We start from the raw sequence: 17,631 nt of genomic DNA, 5'->3' as shown, positions 1-17,631 counted from the left end.
AAAAATAGCTTAGGGTTCATGTCCTAAGCCATTAGATTTTTATATAAGAATATTTCCAGTCATCTCTTTTGGTATATCCACGCCCATCATGGTTAGAATCGTTGGCGCTAAATCTCCAAGCTTTCCATCCTTTACAGGCTCTTTGATATCCTCATCTGCAAAGATGCATGGCACCAGATTGGTGGTGTGCGCAGTGTTTGGAGATCCATCAGGGTTCATCATGATATCAGAGTTGCCATGATCCGCAATGATAATAGGCGTATAGCCATTGGCTCTTGCAGCCTCCACTACAGCTTGGGCGCAGCTGTCAACCGTTTCACAGGCTTTGACTGCTGCTTCAAATACGCCCGTGTGACCTACCATATCAGGATTGGCAAAATTCAAACATACAAAATGAACTTCTCCTTTTTCCAGTTCAGGGATGATGGCATCACGAATATCGCCAGCACTCATTTCGGGCTGCAGATCGTAGGTGGCTACTTTCGGAGATGGACAAAGCAATCTTTTTTCTCCTTCAAATTCTTTTTCACGGCCACCTGAAAAGAAGAATGTAACGTGTGGATACTTTTCGGTTTCTGCAATTCTGATTTGTTTTTTTCCTGCTGCTTCTAAGACTTCACCCAATGTATTTTTCAGGTTGTCCTTGTCATACATGACTTTTACACCATTGAAAGTGTTGTCGTAATTGGTCATAGTCACATATTTCAAAGCCAGTTTTTTCATTCCCTGCTCCGGGAAATCTACTTGCGTCAGTGCCTCTGTGATTTGCCTTCCTCTGTCCGTTCTAAAGTTGAAGCAAACAACAACATCACCCTCTTTGATCGTTCCAAGTGACTGGCCTGCATCATCCGTTTGTACGATCGGCATGATGAATTCATCAGTCACATTTTCGGCGTATGATTTTTTCACAGCACCCAAAACATCTGTTGTCTTAGATCCCTCACCATTGACCATAGCATCATAAGCAAGTTTGACTCTTTCCCATCTTTTGTCCCTATCCATGGCATAGTAGCGTCCCGTCACAGAGGCGATTTTGCCAGTAGTTTTGTCCAGGTGACTTTGAAGGTCCGTTAAATATTTTATGCCACTTTTTGGATCTGTGTCACGACCATCTGTAAAGGCATGAATCAATACATTGTCCAATCCCTGTGCCGCAGCTCCATCACAAAGCGCCTTGAGGTGATTGATGTGAGAATGAATTCCACCGTCTGATACTAGTCCAATGAAGTGAACAGCTTTGCCATTGGCTTTGGCGTAATCAAAAGTTTCTAGCAATGTTTCGTTTTTGGCAAGAGAACCATCTTCTGCAGCCAGATTTAGTTTAACTAAATCCTGATAAACTACTCGTCCAGCACCAATGTTCATATGACCTACCTCAGAATTACCCATTTGGCCCTCAGGCAGACCTACTGCCAAGCCAGAGGCTTCTAGTTTACTGTGTGCATATTTTGAGTAGCAAGAATCTACGAAGGGAGTTTTAGCTGCTTTGATTGCAGATACTTCTGGATTGGTGCCAATGCCCCACCCATCCAAAATCATTAGTATTACCTTTTTATCCATGGTGCAAATATAGTTTTACTCTACAGCTGATTGAAATATATTCGTAAAAAAGGAGGAAATTTTCAATTGATCACTGCAAACATTGAATTTCATTTAATGAAATGCCTGTTTGTTGAAAATATCGAAATTTGAAAATGGAAAAAGAGGGTTATTTATTTGCCAACCATTTTTCTGGATCCATCTTTACATTATTTTTCCAGACTTGAAATTGCAATTCAGAGATGCCATCTGAGTTGGTGAATACTTCCCCTACACTTTCATTGGCTTGGAGAATTTGCCCTTTCTTCACATTCACACTTTTGAGTTTTGCATAGAGCGTATAATAATCTCCATGTTGGATGATGACCACGCGATTCATGCCAGGTACAAATGCTGTAGTTGCCACCTTGCCTTCAAATATAGCCTTTACCTGAGCGTTTTTTTGAGTTTGAATATCCACTCCTTGATTTTCAACCCAGATGTTTTTCAACACAGGGTGTGGATGTTTTCCGAATTTTTCGGAAACGAATCCTGACTGAACGGGCCATGGCAATTGATTTCTTTTGCCTTCAAACGCTGAGGAAACTTTGGCCATTTCAACAGTTAAGTTGATCGTATTTGCATTTTTATCAGCGTTAGATTTTTCTATTTCTGCTTTGATGATTTTGGCTAGTAAATCATCCAGTCTCTTAAGTGCTTTTTTCGTTTCGGCCACTTCACTTTGAAGTTCTTTTTCTCTTTTGCTCAGTTCTTGTACTACTTTGCTTTGCTTGGATTTGAGTGAAATCAGGTTTTCATTCTCTTTAATTTTTGCTTTGAGCAGGACGTCTTGCTCATCTTTTTTCACAACCAATACGCCCATTTGATGATTGAGTGCATCTCGGACTTTTTCAATTTGCTCTACTTGTACCTCTCTCGCTTTTGTGTATTGTTCGAGATATTTGAGTCTTAAAAATAATTGGTTAAAGGTTTGAGCAGAAAAAAGAAAAGTGAGCTTACTGTATCCTTGATTGGCCTTGTAGGCATCATAGATCATCTGACCATATTCTTCCTTAAGATGTCCTAAATCAGACTGTAGTGCGTTTACGACAATGGAAAGATCGCTGATCTCTCCACTGATCAGATCAATCTGTTGTGTGATTGAGGAGATCAGCGATCGTCGAACCTCTATTTGCTTATTGAGCGCCTGGAGCTGACCAAGGGATGCTTTCTTTTCGGTTTCCGTTTCTTTTAGGATTTTCTGGACTTCCGAAATTTTGGCAAGGCTTTCCTTTTTCTCTTTTTCAATTTGAGACTTACTTTTTTGCGCAAAACTGGCGGGGACACAAAGAAAGGTTGCGATCAAAAACAACCATACAAATATTTTACATTGGTTCATACTTGTCTGGAATGCTAAATGAGAAATTCAAATCTTCTTTGTTGATGCTAATTTTTGAATGTCTGATTTGAACCTTAGATACTTTTTTAGCTTTATTTCTCTTAGAACGGTAGTTGATCTGAGCGTTGATTTCAGATGGCATTATTTTGTTTTCAACTTTTAAAAATTCAGAGTAATCAATAAACATGGCATTTCTGCTGGTATCACTTACCGCCTGAATTTTTTCAAGCTTCATTGAATTAGTTCCGATGAAGTTCATCACCATTAAATCTCCTTCAGTTTTTTGTACTTTAAAATATCCTTCTTCCTTTTTGATGTCATCATTTGATGTAATAGGCCAGATCAAATTACCTATTATGATAGATTCTAAGAGTTTGAGATCAAAATCGAAATGATATTTTTCTGACAGTTCTGATACTTTCAATATTTGATACTCTTTATGAATTTTATCAATAATCACTATAGAATCTTTTGTTACGATTCCTCTTGCAGCTTCTATGCCTAGGCCTGGTGTGAGCGAAAACCAGATGATACTGTCCTTTTTTACCCGAATATTGGCTGTCGCTTTAAGGTCACTGTTCTCATCTTTGTATTTGATTTTAGACCTTAATGAAATATTGTCATAATCTAGATTGTTCAAATTGAGTTGAGATGATTTGGAAGAGAAGATTGCCAATTTTTTACTACAGGCCGTGAACATCACTAAACCTGCAAGGCATAGGATAAATCTATTCATAGAGTTGCTTATCAGCTATTTTTTTGTCTAATGTGGTGTTGTCTTCCGCCATATCACGTGCCGTTTTCCACTGGATAATGGCTTCATCAGTTTTGCCGAGTTGGAAAAGTGCATCGCCATAGTGTTCAATAATTGTAGCACTTGGTTCATACTTCAAGGCTTGTTGGAGATTTTGTGCTGCTCCCTCAAAGTCTCCCATCATGTACAACACCCACGCGTGGGTATCTAAGTAGGTAGAATTTTCGGGATAATCTTTTACCAGCTTAGAAGACATCTCAAACGCCTTGTCCAAGTCCTTTTTTCGTAGCGAAAGAAAATAACTGTAATTGTTGAGTACATGATCGTTATCTGGTTTGGCAGACAGCGCGATTTCATAAGCCTCGTCTGATTTGTTATGATCACCAATACTATTGTATGCATCACCAATCTGACCATGAAACAGGCTTTTCATATTGGAATCCCGAGCGGCATAAGCTTTCCCAGTGTTGAAAATTTTCAGCGCATTTTCATAATCTTTTTTTATCAAATGGGCGGTTCCTTCAAAATAATATAAGGTAGCCTGATTAGGAAAATTTTCAATTGCCATTTTGGAATGTTCAATTACCGCATCATAGTCTTCTAGTTCCAAATCAAGTGAAAGAATATTTTGCCAGATATTGTAATTTGACCCATCGATTTTTACAGCCTTGAGATAGTATTTTCTGCCTTTTGGCCTATCATTTAGATTGTAATATAAGTCGCCTGTCATCGCCAAAGCTTGATAGGAATCCGGATGTGTTTCTACTAATTTTTCAGATAATTTGAGAAGAGGTTCGTTGAGCTCGTCATTGGGTAGCATGGCTAAGTATCCAGCCATGGTTCTTATTTTTCTAGTCAAATCCAGGGTAGTGCTGGCGAAAGGAACTTCTAGCACTTCTATAGCCTGAATATATTTGCTTTGCTTTCCGTAGGCTTCTGAAAGGAAGATGTATAATCTTTCATTGTTCTGATAGCGATTTATTTTAGATAGAATAAATTGTTCGGCTTCTTCATACTTGTCATTAGAGAGCATCATTTGTGCTAACGATAAGGCATGTGACGGCTCGTTAGGATAGAGCTCTACGAGTTGTTTTCCTTCTTCAATGGCAAGATCAAGCCGATTCATCTTTAAATATATCTGCTGTTTTTGGATGGTGATTTCTTCCATAGGCCCGAAATGATCTTGTGCCTTTTGATAGGAGCCCAATGCTTCCTCATATTTCTTCTGGTACAACTGAACAGCTGCTAATTCAAACAGATAATTTTCCGTTCCTTCTACATTGCTGAGCATTTCAGTATAAGTTTTTTCAGCCGCATTCAAATCGCCCAAACTCGTTTGCACGTGAGTGACTAGTAAGTAATAGTATTTGTTTTTTGGATTAAAACTTTTAGCAAAAATGGCATGTGGCAATGCCTTATTCATGTCATTGTTTTCACTATAAATCTGTCCAATTTTATAATGTGCTGCAGCATTTTTAGGATCCAGTTCAAGTACCTTTTGGAAAGCGCCCATGGCTTTTGAAAGATCTTGAAGAAGAAAATATTTTTCCCCTTCTAAAAAATAATGGTCTACTTCAGCTTTTTCCTCGTCTGTGAGGAATTGAACCCTTTCAAACTTGGTCTGCGTCTTATTTTTGTTCTTTTTCTTCTGAGAAAAGGAAGCTTCACTACTGGCTGCCAATAGCACTAAAAGTAATATGATCCGAAATATTGTCATCATGGTATTGGTCAAACGATCAGTCGCATTTATAGTTTGGGCTCGACAAATTTAACGAAAACCTCTATACGTTATTGGTTTTCAATCATTCATTTGCTCAAAAGAGCCGATCTCCTCAAAACTAATATATGCCTTTGAGGTAGTCCTAAACAAATAAAAGACCAAACTGACAAATAATTTAAGGAATTTTAAAACCGAAAACTACTCTGCCCGAAAGATGCTTACGTTCGCCCATGTATGTGCCAAAAACAAAAATGAGGACACCAAGGTTTCTAATGAGAAAATTAATTCGCCAGTTGTCCGAGTCGAATTGATAAAAACCATAAACAAGTAGCGAAGAGAGTAATATGTACTTACCTATTGCAAATACTTGATAGGGGACATGATAGTATTTTTGACCAAAGAGATAACTAGTTGCAGCCATAAGAAAGTACGATATGAGCGTCACTATCGAACTGCCAAAATATCCCATGACAGGTATCAGAAGGAAATTAAGCGCTACGGTAACTATTGCCCCAAAAATAGTAATTCCAGCGCCATAAATGGTTCGATCCGTGACCTTGTACCACACAGAGAGATTGTAGTAAATGCCATTAAATAAATATGCCATGAGTAAAACTGGAACTACATATAGACCTTCTCGATAAGCAGGATTAGTGAAGAAAATTAATCCAATGACCTCCAAATTTAAGGAGATAACCACAAATACAAGTACGCAAAAAATGACAAATCCTGTCATGATTTTGGCAAAAAGCTTTGGCGAGTCTTTGTTTTCTGCATTAGAGAAGAAGAAGGGTTCTGCGGCATATCTAAAAGCCTGAATACCTAACATCATAAATACGGATAGCTTATAGCAAGCACCAAAAACTCCGAGAGCGGCAAGGCTGGATTGGTCTGGATAAAAACCATTTGGCAACCAAATTTTGAGCAGCGCCCTAGACAGCATTTCGTTGGTAACGCCAGCCAATCCCATAAATAGCAGTGGTGTGGCATAAAGCAAAATAGGTGCTAATCGCTTCCAATTGAAGGATGGGTGGAAGCCATTAAACTCCTTAATTAAAAGGATGATAAGAAAGGAATTAGAGATCAGATTGGAAAGAAACACATATTTAGCTTTGAACTCAAAGTCATAATGCTCCAGCATAAATGCTTGCCAGCCCAAAAACCATTCGCCCTGATATATTTTGAGACAAAAAACCAAGAAAAATAGGTTCAGAATGACAGCAAAAGTGATATTGAAAAAGCGGATCATCGCGAATTTTCTTGGCTGTTTGCGAAATCGTAGTCTCGCAAATGGAAGGATTACCATGGCGTCTACACCTAAAACAGCTGCTAACCAGTAGAAAACAACCTCCTTGCCCTTATAGTCTAGCCATATAGCCATATCCGTCCCAAACCAAAATAATAATCCTACCAGTATGAAGCTGGAAATGATCATGAAAGTGCTGAGCAAATTGAATAATGCTGGTTCTTCTTCAGGGTTTTTATTGGCATATCTGAAGTAGGCCGTTTCCATTCCGTAGGTAAAAAGAGGATAAAGGAATGCGATATAGGCATATAGTTCAGTAACAATACCATATTCCCCAGGTAAAAATACTGCCGTATAAAGAGGCACTAGCAAGTAGGAGATCATTCGGCCTATGATACTGCTCAGCCCATACCACATAGTATCTCCAGCTAATCCTTTGATAGAACTCATGTATTAGCTAGAATTTTTATGATCATATAACAATGGATTATTCGCCTTTGAAATTTGGCTTTCTTTTTTCTAGAAAGGCAGAGGTGCCTTCCTGAAAATCTTCAGTACCACAGCATCTGGAAAATGAATTGGCTTCTGTTTGATAACCATTTTCACCCGTGGTGTACACTGCTTTTACACAGTCTATGACCATGCCAACAGCCAAAGGTGCTTTGGTTTGAATTTTCGCTAAAATTTCTTCTGCTTTAGCCATCATTTCGGCTTTTGAATCAACTTTATAGTTGATCAAACCAAGAGAGAGTGCTTCGTCTGCGCCAATCATATCACCAGTAAGCATCAATTCTAATGCCTTTCCCTTTCCTACCAATTGTGTCAGGCGTTGTGTCCCTCCATATCCAGGGATTACGCCTAAGTTGACTTCAGGTTGACCAAATTTGGCATTGGCTGTAGCGATTCTCATATGGCAGGCCATTGCCAACTCGCATCCACCACCTAAAGCAAACCCATTGACAGCAGCAATGACTGGTTTAGCCGAACCTTCAATAAGCTCGAATATTTCCTGACCTTTTTCGGCAAAATTTCTACCATTTACCTCGGTCATTTGAGCCAATTCAGTAATGTCAGCACCTGCTACAAATGCTTTTTCACCAGCACCAGTAAGGATCATTCCTGAAATTTCTTTATTGTCTAAAGCCTCCTCAATAGTGCTTTTCAGTTCATTAAAGGTTTGATCGTTTAGTGCATTTAGCGCAGATTCACGATTGAAGGTAATAGTAAGGATGCCGTTGGAGCTTTGAAGAGCTAATGTTTCCAATTGAGCCATAATGCTGAATAATGGTTTTTTCAAAAGTATTTAAAGCAGGCTATTAATACCACAAATGCCAGTCTTTTTTAATAATCATTAAAATTTAATGTGAGGAAGTTTGAGAAAATGCATTTGAGTATTTCGACCAAAAATTCCACCCTTCTCTTTATCAACAAACCGTATATTTGCTACGCGATGGAAAATGATAATAATTTTATTAGCTATCTGGGTTCAAAGAAAATAGATGCTGGGAAATTTAAAGGCGCCGAGCCAGAGCTGTACCAAAAATTAGAAGGAGTTTTTGCACAAACACATCCAGATAGTTTTACGGCCCAGAAGTTATTTTTGATTAATCCGATCAGGAGAAAATACCTCTTAGAGGATCAGGAAGAAATTGTTCCATCCAAACCAAAAATGAAGTTTAAACCCAAATTGAAGTAATTTCAGATGTATAAGTCTTTAGAATCTAAGCTGAAAATCCAGCTGGAAGAGATCAAACAAGCAGGTCTTTTCAAATCAGAACGAATCATCACTACCCCACAAGGCGCAGATATAAAAACAAGCGAAGGCAAAGAGGTAATCAATTTTTGTGCAAATAATTACTTGGGCTTGTCGTCACACCCTAAAGTAATCGAGGCAGCAAAGTCAGCAATTGACACGCATGGATTCGGGATGTCTTCCGTTCGATTCATTTGCGGCACTCAGGATATCCACAAAGAATTAGAGCGAAAGATCTCCGAATTTTTAGGCACTGAGGATACGATACTTTATGCAGCCGCCTTTGATGCCAATGGGGGCGTTTTCGAACCGCTTTTTGGCCCAGAAGATGCTATCATATCAGATGCCCTGAATCATGCTTCTATAATTGATGGTGTAAGGCTTTGTAAAGCTCAGCGTTTCAGATATAATAACAACGACATGGCTGATTTGGAGGCTAAGTTGATTGAAGCAAAGGATGCTAAATGCAAAATCATTGTGACGGATGGTGCATTCTCTATGGATGGAACTGTGGCTCAAATGGACAAAATTTGTGATCTGGCTGACAAATATGACGCTTTAGTGATGACTGACGAATGCCACTCCACGGGATTTATGGGTAAAACGGGAAGAGGTGTGCATGAATTGTGTGGGGTAATGGATCGCGTAGATATTATTACAGGTACTTTGGGTAAAGCATTAGGAGGAGCTTCTGGCGGTTTTACTTCAGGCAAGAAAGAAATCATAGAAATGCTTCGTCAAAAGTCAAGACCATACTTGTTCTCCAATACGTTGGCACCATCTATAGTTGGGGCTTCAATAGCCGTAATTGATATGCTAAGTGAAACCACTGAGCTTAGAGATAAACTCGAAGTGAATACCAAGTACTTTCGCGAGAAAATGACTGAAGCTGGCTTTGACATCAAACCAGGGCATCACCCAATTGTGCCGATTATGTTGTACGACGCAGTACTGTCGCAAAAGTTCGCTGCTCGTTTGTTAGAAGAGGGTATTTATGTCATTGGTTTCTATTTTCCAGTAGTACCCAAAGGACAAGCCAGAATCCGTGTTCAACTTTCAGCAGTGCATGATCAGCATCACCTGGATCAGGCGATTGCTGCATTTACCAAGGTGGGGAAAGAGTTGGAAGTGATATAAAGCTACATGCGCTACTTCATTGATATTTCCTATGACGGTTCTGCTTATCATGGCTGGCAAATTCAGAATAATGCCAAGACTGTGCAGGGGATACTCAATGAGGCTTTATCGACAATTTTAAGGGCTGATGTTTCTACTATAGGCAGTGGAAGAACAGACACTGGTGTACATGCTATGATGCAGATGGTGCATTTTGATCATGACGAAATCAAGGACACTGTTCAACTTGGCAATAAGTTGAACAGTCTGCTTCCACAGGATATTTCCGCAAATCACATTCATCTCGTAAAGGACGATGTAAGTGCGAGATTTGAAGCCGTATCTCGCGCTTATGTATACAAAATTCATCAGCATAAAAATCCATTCAAGCAGGGCTTGTCTTATCATTTTCATCAACCCCTTGATTTAGATCAAATGAATAGTTGTTGTGATTTGATCAAAAAATGGAAAGATTTTGAAGCCATGAGCAAGGTGAAAACAGAGGTCAATAATTTTAATTGTGAAATCTTTTCAGCTTTCTGGGAAAAGCAGAACGACGAGATACATTTTCACGTAAGTGCCAATAGATTTTTGAGAGGGATGGTTCGAGCACTGGTGGGCACCATGCTTGAAGTTGGTCAGGGACGGATGACTTTGGCGGCATTTGAGCAAATTCTGGAAAGCCGAGACCGAAAAAAAGCGGGCCGATCTGTACCAGCACATGGCTTATATTTGCGAGACATTACCTATCCCAAAGACATTTATCTTTAGTTTCAAGTCACAACTAGATTAGTTTGGAAAAAGAAAAACCCGACGGCAAAATACTGGATTTCAAGGTTCTGAGAAGAATATTTGTATTCGTAAAGCCGTACATGACTCAGTTTTGGTTATTGGTATTGCTGACCATTGCATTGGCTGTTTTGGTGCCCATCAGACCATATTTAATACAGATCACCATTGACAATGATGTGGCTAATGGAGACTTTGACGGATTGGTTTTCATGATTGGCCTTCTGATTGTCTTATTGGTGGCTCAGGCCTTTGTACAGTATGCACATACGTATCTTTCTAGTTGGTTGGGGCAGTTTATTATTCGTGACATTCGAACCAGCCTTTACGAGCATATTCAGAAATTGAGACTAAAGTTTTTTGACAAGACGCCTATTGGGAGATTGGTGACTAGAAACATTTCTGATATTGAAACCCTGGCAGACGTTTTTAGTCAGGGGATTGCCATGATGATTGGCGATTTGCTGCAACTGGTGGTCATTTTGATCTTTATGTTTTATACAGATTGGAAATTGACGCTGGTGAGTTTGTCAACTTTACCAATTCTGATTTTTGCCACTTATATTTTTAAGGAAAAAATTAAAGTCTCATTCAATAGTGTAAGAACTGCAGTCTCAAACTTGAACTCCTTTGTGCAAGAACACATCACGGGCATGAGCATCGTGCAAATATTCAATAGTGAGGAACGTGAATTGGAAAAATTCAAGGACATCAATAAAGAGCACAAAAAGGCGAATATCAAATCAGTGATGTATTACTCCGTGTATTTCCCAGTGGCTGAAGTAATTCAAGCTATTGGCATTGGGTTGGTTGTTTGGTATGGGGCCGTGAAGATGATTGACGCGCAATATCAGCCTGGTGTGTTGATTGCCTTTATCATGTACATTCAGATGTTCTTCCGCCCGATCAGGATGATTGCCGATAGATTCAACACGCTTCAGATGGGAATTGTGAGTTCAAATCGTTTGATTGATTTGCTTGAAAATTCTGAGCACATTCCAAATGAAGGATCAAGAAACCCTGAAGACTTGGAAGGCCGAGTGAAATTTGATGAGGTTTGGTTTGCCTACAATGAGGATGACTATGTATTGAAGAATATCAGCTTTGAAGTGGATTCAGGCCAGACTATTGCGCTAGTAGGCGCCACTGGAGCAGGAAAGTCCTCAGTGATTAATTTGCTCAGCCGTTTTTACGAAATAAATAAAGGATCAATATTGGTTGATGGCTATGATATTGATGACTATGAGTTGAGTGCTTTGCGCAAAAACATTGGTGTAGTGCTACAGGATGTATTTCTATTTTCTGATACTATTGAAAAAAACATCACACTTGGGAATGACGATATATCTAGAGAGCAAGTCATGAAAGCTGCCGAACTCGTAGGAGCCAGAGAGTTTATTGAGCGATTGCCAGGCGGACTGGATTATAATGTGATGGAACGTGGTGCCACGTTGTCTGTTGGTCAGCGCCAGTTGATTTCATTTGTGAGGGCTATGGTTTATGATCCCAAAATCATCGTATTGGACGAAGCTACCTCTAGCGTGGACACAGAGACGGAAGAACTAATTCAACTGGCCATAGACCGTATGATGAAGGGTAGAACTTCCATTGTGATTGCTCATCGTTTGTCTACTATCCAACATGCTGATAAAATTTTGGTTTTGGAACAGGGAGAGATAAAAGAATCAGGCTCACATGACAAATTACTTGCAAAAGATGGTTATTATGCACAACTTCATAAGATGCAATACAAGGAAGTAACTAATAAGATCGCTTGAAATACCCTGAGAAAATATTTTTGGTTGGAATGCCTGGATCTGGTAAGTCCACGTTAGGAAAGAAATTGGCTGAAAAGTTAGACAGAAACTTCTTTGATCTTGATGCCGAAATAGAGCGAATGGCTGGCTGGGTGATCCCAGATATCTTTGCTCAAGTGGGAGAAGATTATTTCCGTGAGTTGGAAAACAGCGTGTTGCTCATGCTCATTCGCCTGAATGAGCCTGCCGTAATAGCCACTGGAGGTGGTGCCCCTTGCCACTATGACAACATGGATCAAATGAATGCTGCAGGCACAACTATTTTTTTGGATACGCCTCTGCAGGTACTCGTAGAGCGAGTGAAGCAGGAAAAAAGCTCAAGACCTCTGGTCAATGAAATGGCAGATGATTCCTTGACACAGGACATGGAGACGCTATATAAAAAGAGACTTCCTCAGTATGAGGAAGCCTCATTCACTACCAATTCGACTCTTGAAGATGTCTTGCTGCATCTGGAGACTATTAAAAGTTGACTCCAAACGTCACAGATACATTTAAGTTTTTGTTTTCTATATATGCGGTTGGGTATGCTATGTCAGTAATTGTGTAGGGAGTTCTTAGCGTTTTCCATTTGGAATGAACAACAGATAGGTCTACAAAAAACTCACGATTACGATACCCCAATCCTCCTGACAGTTGCTTAATACTATTGTTAATAGGACTATCTACATAGGGATCTCCCTGATAATTATATCCACCTCTTATTCTGAAGGATCTTAGTCGAATTTCTACCCCTGTTCTGAAGTTGATTGTGTTTTGATAAAGATTCCTAATGTCTTGATTACTGACAGTGATATTTTCATCATCTGTTTTAAACTTAGCTTTTGAATAGTCTATAAAATCAATATCTGCAGATATGAAGCCAATTTTCCCTAAGAAAAATGCAGCGCCAGTAGTCAGTTTGAAGGGTGTTCTAAAATTATAAGTGGTCTCAAAAAATACCTGATCTTCAAAGTAGGTCAATGGATCCTCGCCAGGGATAAATACAAAATCGTTGTAGGAAACAATCATGTCTTTCGAACTTTCCTCCCTTATAGAATAGTAGGTAGGGGTAACCGCGGTAATGCCAAGACGAAAGAAGTCAAATGGCCGAGCAATAAGGCCAAAAGTGCCGCTTACTCCTGTGCCCTTTACGTCTAATTCATCTCGTGTGGATAGATAGTTTATGGCATCGTCTGGAGCTTCATCATATATAAAATCACTCTCAGTAAGCGTAGCTGTAGTCTTATAATTGATAGAGTTGATACTCAGGCTGGCACCAAAATATATTTTGTCATCATAATTGGCACCATAAGCAAAATCCCATTGAGTCTGATTGCCATTTTGCTGGAGTTTTTCATTTTGAAATGGAAAATCACCAATAAATTTATAATAGTGCGTCAAGGAATCTTGCCCATTTACATCTTTTTCAAAATTGGGATTGATCAAGTAAGTACTAAATAATCCATAGTATTCAAAATCAGTTAGGGCATCTAGAGGAACTGGATCGAGTGGGCCATTTGGGTCTGGAAAGTTTACATCATCCAAATATTTGTCTACCACAGAGCTTCCAAATTCAGATTCATTGTAGGCCTCATATTCTGCATTGTAGTTGAAATTATTTTCTCTGGTCATGGTGATGGCAAATGAGCCGCCCTTGAACTTACTCTTTTCAATATCACCTTTTGCAAAACTAAATATCACCCCTAAGTTGGCAATATTGAAATTGGTTTTGGAGTCTCCAGTAGTTTGTTCAAAATATTCGGAATCGCTATTGTAAAAATTCAATGAAGGAGTAAAAGTCACCACTGAACTTCTGTTGAAGCCTAATCCTGCAGGGTTGGCATAGGCTGAGTTGATGTCTCCACCCAAAGCTGCTTGTGCACTTCCAATGGCCTGAGTTCTGGCTGTTCCCATGGAACGGGTTCGACTATATTGCAAGGCATCATGATAATAACCAAATTGGGCATGAGCAGAAAAAGAGCATACCACCAGCAATGTCCCAAAAAGGATTGGCCTAATTTTCATTATTAAAATATTCTATTTTTATCTATTGCCGCGTGAAGATCTACTAGAGGACCTACTTGGACTACTTGATCTGCTTGGGGTACTTCGCACATTGCTACTTCTAGATCTGGATGGTGCTGAATATGACCTGCTAGGTGCCGTAGATCTACCTCCAGAATATGAACTAGAAGAACGTTGGCTACTGTATCTTCGTTGATTGCCGTTGAAATTTGAAGAGGATCTAGCGCTTCTAGTGGACGTATTTCCAGCGTTTCGGTAATCACTCCTGCTTTGTGAAGCTACTCCAGCTCGTTGCGCAGTTGAAGTTCTCACGGTGTTTCCAGAATAAGGTGTTCGTGAAGATACAGCAGCACGAGAGCTGGTTCTATTAGAAATATCTGACAATCTAGAACGAGAGGTACTCACGTTGGCCCTTCTTACATATTCATTTTGGGAGCTACGATCTGCTGTGGCTGAAGCTACTCTTGCTCTGCTGCTAGTGGCCGCTGATACTGGCGTTGCACTACCGGATCGGCCATTGACTACAACTCCTTCTGATCGACTCGTACTTCTTGTAGGTCTTGTGGAGGACATTCGGGAAATATTTTCATTTCTTACCACCGTGGAGCCTCTACTGTATCTGGCACCTCTGCTTACGTTTCTATAGCGTCCTTCATTATTTCCGTTTCCAGCCATGTAGTATCCATAGTTATAGCCGTTGTAGAAACCTCTGTTGTATCCATAGTATGGGTTGTACCATCTATACATGTTGTAGCTGTACATTGGGCAATAAAAAGGATCGTAGAAATATGGATCATAGAAACCTGAACCACTTCCCCAGCCAAAACTCATACCATAGGACCAGCCACCCCAGTTGTTATAGCCCATCATCATGGAAGATCCCCAGAAATTGGGCCTACCATAGTTTGGATTGCCATAGCCACCTCCATAATAATTGTTTACTGTATTGGGTTGGCTCTGTCTGTTATATTTGGCATCATTGTAAAACGCAGCATCGTCATGTTGATTATCAAATTCCTCTACATAATAATCTTGACTGCTGTAAGTAGAGTTGGTATTGTCCTGCTCGGCTGCCGCCATTTCATTGGCAGTAGACTCACGTGCCTGCTGTTTATACCTTTCTATATATTCAGGGTTGACCTCTTTAGCTGAGTACGAGGCATTGTTGTACGTATTATTTGCATACGATGTGTAAGTAACATTAGCATCCGTATTTTCTTCTGCGTACTTTATCTTCTTTCTATCCTTCTTAGAAAAGTACATATCATCGTACTCATCTTGAGCTATTCCAGTTTGAATCTGTCCTAAAGTGAGGATCAATGCTGAAAGAACAGTCAGTTTAAAGTTTATCCGTATCATATCGACCTCCGAGTTTTATGGTAAGACATTCATTTTAATTACTGGACAACCTGTTATATTTGTGTCCAATTTTTGCAGTATAGAAAGCAATATCCATACCAAAATTAATAAATCAAGATGAGTAAAGGATTACCAAAGCGGAGCGAAGATTATTCTTTGTGGTATAATGAATTAGTAAAAAAAGCAGATTTAGCTGAAAATTCGGATGTCAGGGGTTGTATGGTAATTAAACCCTATGGATTTGCGATTTGGGAAAAAATGCAAGCCACGCTAGATGGTATGTTTAAAGACACAGGTCATTCCAATGCTTATTTCCCATTATTCATTCCTAAATCTTATCTCAGCAAAGAGGCAGATCATGTAGAAGGATTTGCCAAAGAATGTGCTGTTGTGACCCATTACCGCTTGAAGAATGACGAAAACGGAAAAGGTGTGGTTGTGGACCCAGATGCAAAGCTGGAAGAGGAGTTGATTGTACGTCCCACTTCAGAAACGATTATTTGGAATTCTTACAAAAACTGGATTCAATCTTACAGAGACCTGCCTTTATTGATCAATCAATGGGCTAACGTCGTCAGATGGGAAATGAGAACTAGACTGTTTTTAAGAACAGCTGAGTTCTTATGGCAAGAAGGCCACACCGCACATGCGACCAAGCAGGAGGCCATTGATGAGACCGTTCAGATGATGAACGTGTATGCTGATTTTGCTGAGAATTTCCTGGCACTACCAGTACTCAAAGGGGTAAAGTCCGAAAGCGAAAGATTTGCGGGAGCTGAGGATACTTATTGTATTGAGGCATTGATGCAAGATGGGAAGGCTTTGCAAGCAGGAACCTCCCACTTCTTAGGACAAAATTTTGCCAAAGCCTTTGATGTGAAATTCGCCAATGCAGAAGGTGGAGCCATGGAATATGTATGGGGCACTTCTTGGGGTGTGAGCACAAGATTAATGGGAGCCTTAATTATGGCACATTCAGATGATCAGGGTTTGGTATTGCCTCCGAAATTGGCTCCATTCCAGGTAGTGATTGTTCCAATATTCAAGAGTGATGAGCAGTTGGCTGAAATATCTGAAGTGGCCTTGAAGATCAAAGATGACTTGAAGAAGTTGGGTATCAGTGTGAAGTTTGATAATAGAAAAACACACAAACCAGGTTGGAAATTCGCGGAGTACGAATTGAAGGGTACACCTGTGAGAATCGCTATCGGGCCAAAAGATTTAGAAAACGGTACCATAGAAGTAGCAAGAAGAGACTTGTTGGAAAAAAATGTGATGCCCCTTGACGATACTTTTGCTCAAGGTATTTCAGACTTACTGGATAATATTCAAGAAACCATCTATAAGAAGGCCTTGGACTATAGAACCTCACATTCTTTTGAAGTGGATACTTACGAAGAGTTCAAAAAGATCATTGCAAGTGAAGCAGGTGGCTTTGTTTATGCTCATTGGGATGGTACGGCCGAAACTGAAGAGAGGATCAAGAACGAAACCAAGGCAACCATCAGATGTATTCCAATTGATCAGAAACAAGAAGAAGGAAAATGCGTGTACTCTGGTCAGCCTTCTAAAGGCAGAGTAGTGTTTGCGAAAGCTTATTAAAAAAACAAAGGGTTGAGTTGAAACTCAGCCCTATATTGTATATTCGAATACTCAATTTAAACCATTCCTGTTGCTAGATTATTTTCTTATAGCGTTTTTGATTCTTGCGGGTATCACACTGATTATAGTTGAGATCATATTTGTACCAGGGACTACTGTAGTTGGCATCTTTGGATGCTTAGTTGGTATTTATGGTATTTACAGAAGTTACGAACTTTATGGCGTTGATACAGGTCATGTAGTATTGGCCGTCTCGCTTGTTGTAGGTTTGGCGGCTGTAATTTTCAGTTTTAAGTCGGGCGCGTGGAATAAATTTTCGAATAAGAGCGTAATGAAAACCCCTGTAAATGAAGGGTTGACTGCGGCACTTGAAATAGGTCAAGTAGGGAAGTCTATATCTTCTTTGAAACCTGTTGGCAAAGCCGAATTTGATGAAAAAGAATATGAAGTGTCTTCACTTGGTTCATTTGTGTTGGAAAACACACAAATAAAAATCATCAAGCTGGAGCGAAATAAAATAATTGTTGAACCAATAAACTAATACCTATAAT

General features: G+C 39.6%; 15 protein-coding genes. 7 read left to right on the top strand and 8 right to left on the bottom strand.

The genetic code is table 11. From position 1 onward, the window contains the following. Window positions 1-39: 39 nt before the first annotated feature. The 6 genes from gpmI to B9A58_RS09285 all read right to left on the bottom strand — a co-directional run bounded on the left by gpmI (window position 40) and on the right by B9A58_RS09285 (window position 7,910). The gene (gpmI, locus tag B9A58_RS09310) at window positions 40-1,560 is read right to left on the bottom strand and encodes a 2,3-bisphosphoglycerate-independent phosphoglycerate mutase (RefSeq protein ID WP_084372579.1); all 1,521 of its coding nucleotides are present in this window, start codon (window positions 1,558-1,560) and stop codon (window positions 40-42) included. Window positions 1,561-1,708: 148 nt separating this feature from the next. Further along, window positions 1,709-2,890: a murein hydrolase activator EnvC family protein gene (locus B9A58_RS09305; protein ID WP_176214739.1), complete on the bottom strand. Its 1,182-nt coding sequence runs from the start codon at window positions 2,888-2,890 to the stop codon at window positions 1,709-1,711. 13 nt (window positions 2,891-2,903) lie between these two features. Next, entirely contained in the window at window positions 2,904-3,653 is a 750-nt protein-coding gene (locus B9A58_RS09300) for a lipoprotein insertase outer membrane protein LolB1 (protein ID WP_084372577.1), read from the bottom strand. Further along, window positions 3,646-5,391, bottom strand: a complete 1,746-nt coding sequence (locus tag B9A58_RS09295; RefSeq protein ID WP_084372576.1) for a tetratricopeptide repeat protein — start codon at window positions 5,389-5,391, stop codon at window positions 3,646-3,648. The genes B9A58_RS09300 and B9A58_RS09295 overlap by 8 nt, the downstream gene beginning before the upstream one ends. Before the next feature lie 175 nt (window positions 5,392-5,566). Beyond that, complete coding sequence (locus B9A58_RS09290) at window positions 5,567-7,087, bottom strand: polysaccharide biosynthesis C-terminal domain-containing protein (RefSeq protein WP_084372575.1); 1,521 nt, start codon at window positions 7,085-7,087, stop codon at window positions 5,567-5,569. A gap of 37 nt (window positions 7,088-7,124) precedes the next feature. Continuing rightward, window positions 7,125-7,910: an enoyl-CoA hydratase/isomerase family protein gene (locus B9A58_RS09285; RefSeq protein ID WP_084372574.1), complete on the bottom strand. Its 786-nt coding sequence runs from the start codon at window positions 7,908-7,910 to the stop codon at window positions 7,125-7,127. A gap of 177 nt (window positions 7,911-8,087) precedes the next feature. Here B9A58_RS09285 and B9A58_RS09280 point away from each other — a divergent pair, with 177 nt between their 5' ends. The 5 genes from B9A58_RS09280 to B9A58_RS09260 are packed head-to-tail and all read left to right on the top strand — an operon-like array spanning window position 8,088 to window position 12,585. Then, window positions 8,088-8,333, top strand: coding sequence for a hypothetical protein (locus tag B9A58_RS09280; RefSeq protein WP_084372573.1), 246 nt, complete (start codon window positions 8,088-8,090; stop codon window positions 8,331-8,333). A 6-nt stretch (window positions 8,334-8,339) separates the two neighbouring features. Next, window positions 8,340-9,527 carry a glycine C-acetyltransferase gene (gene kbl, locus B9A58_RS09275; RefSeq protein WP_084372572.1) on the top strand — a complete coding sequence of 396 codons (1,188 nt, stop codon included), beginning with the start codon at window positions 8,340-8,342 and terminating at the stop codon, window positions 9,525-9,527. Window positions 9,528-9,533: 6 nt separating this feature from the next. Then, window positions 9,534-10,277 carry a tRNA pseudouridine(38-40) synthase TruA gene (gene truA / locus B9A58_RS09270; protein ID WP_084372571.1) on the top strand — a complete coding sequence of 248 codons (744 nt, stop codon included), beginning with the start codon at window positions 9,534-9,536 and terminating at the stop codon, window positions 10,275-10,277. Window positions 10,278-10,294: 17 nt separating this feature from the next. Beyond that, a complete protein-coding gene (locus B9A58_RS09265; RefSeq protein WP_084372570.1) occupies window positions 10,295-12,073 on the top strand; it encodes an ABC transporter ATP-binding protein in 1,779 nt (592 codons plus the stop codon). After that, window positions 12,070-12,585 carry a shikimate kinase gene (locus B9A58_RS09260; RefSeq protein ID WP_139793817.1) on the top strand — a complete coding sequence of 172 codons (516 nt, stop codon included), beginning with the start codon at window positions 12,070-12,072 and terminating at the stop codon, window positions 12,583-12,585. The genes B9A58_RS09265 and B9A58_RS09260 overlap by 4 nt, the downstream gene beginning before the upstream one ends. On the opposite strand, the gene B9A58_RS09255 is transcribed toward B9A58_RS09260, so the two are convergent. Together B9A58_RS09255 and B9A58_RS09250 are read right to left on the bottom strand one after the other, a co-directional pair. After that, window positions 12,575-14,119 carry an OmpP1/FadL family transporter gene (locus tag B9A58_RS09255; protein ID WP_084372568.1) on the bottom strand — a complete coding sequence of 515 codons (1,545 nt, stop codon included), beginning with the start codon at window positions 14,117-14,119 and terminating at the stop codon, window positions 12,575-12,577. The genes B9A58_RS09260 and B9A58_RS09255 overlap by 11 nt on opposite strands. 18 nt (window positions 14,120-14,137) lie before the next feature. Then, complete coding sequence (locus B9A58_RS09250; RefSeq protein WP_084372567.1) at window positions 14,138-15,478, bottom strand: hypothetical protein; 1,341 nt, start codon at window positions 15,476-15,478, stop codon at window positions 14,138-14,140. Window positions 15,479-15,595: 117 nt separating this feature from the next. Here B9A58_RS09250 and proS point away from each other — a divergent pair, with 117 nt between their 5' ends. Both proS and B9A58_RS09240 read left to right on the top strand, forming a co-directional pair. Continuing rightward, window positions 15,596-17,080 (top strand): proline--tRNA ligase, encoded by a 1,485-nt coding sequence (proS, locus tag B9A58_RS09245; RefSeq protein WP_084372566.1) that lies wholly within the window; start codon window positions 15,596-15,598, stop codon window positions 17,078-17,080. 70 nt (window positions 17,081-17,150) lie between these two features. Beyond that, complete coding sequence (locus tag B9A58_RS09240) at window positions 17,151-17,621, top strand: NfeD family protein (protein WP_176214738.1); 471 nt, start codon at window positions 17,151-17,153, stop codon at window positions 17,619-17,621. Window positions 17,622-17,631: the final 10 nt, after the last annotated feature.

Source organism: Reichenbachiella faecimaris (assembly GCF_900176375.1).
Taxonomy (GTDB): Bacteria; Bacteroidota; Bacteroidia; order Cytophagales; family Cyclobacteriaceae; genus Reichenbachiella; species Reichenbachiella faecimaris.
This window is presented reverse-complemented; position numbering and strand designations above follow the sequence as displayed.

Bases quoted from the DNA above. Each gene is read 5' to 3' on its own strand.
- B9A58_RS09290 (WP_084372575.1), bottom strand. From the start codon at position 7,087: ATGAGTTCTATCAAAGGATTAGCTGGAGATACTATGTGGTATGGGCTG.
- B9A58_RS09280 (WP_084372573.1), top strand. From the start codon at position 8,088: ATGGAAAATGATAATAATTTTATTAGCTATCTGGGTTCAAAGAAAATA.
- B9A58_RS09250 (WP_084372567.1), bottom strand. From the start codon at position 15,478: ATGATACGGATAAACTTTAAACTGACTGTTCTTTCAGCATTGATCCTC.
- B9A58_RS09295 (WP_084372576.1), bottom strand. From the start codon at position 5,391: ATGATGACAATATTTCGGATCATATTACTTTTAGTGCTATTGGCAGCC.
- kbl (WP_084372572.1), top strand. From the start codon at position 8,340: ATGTATAAGTCTTTAGAATCTAAGCTGAAAATCCAGCTGGAAGAGATC.
- proS (WP_084372566.1), top strand. From the start codon at position 15,596: ATGAGTAAAGGATTACCAAAGCGGAGCGAAGATTATTCTTTGTGGTAT.
- B9A58_RS09300 (WP_084372577.1), bottom strand. From the start codon at position 3,653: ATGAATAGATTTATCCTATGCCTTGCAGGTTTAGTGATGTTCACGGCC.
- gpmI (WP_084372579.1), bottom strand. From the start codon at position 1,560: ATGGATAAAAAGGTAATACTAATGATTTTGGATGGGTGGGGCATTGGC.
- B9A58_RS09285 (WP_084372574.1), bottom strand. From the start codon at position 7,910: ATGGCTCAATTGGAAACATTAGCTCTTCAAAGCTCCAACGGCATCCTT.
- B9A58_RS09255 (WP_084372568.1), bottom strand. From the start codon at position 14,119: ATGAAAATTAGGCCAATCCTTTTTGGGACATTGCTGGTGGTATGCTCT.
- truA (WP_084372571.1), top strand. From the start codon at position 9,534: ATGCGCTACTTCATTGATATTTCCTATGACGGTTCTGCTTATCATGGC.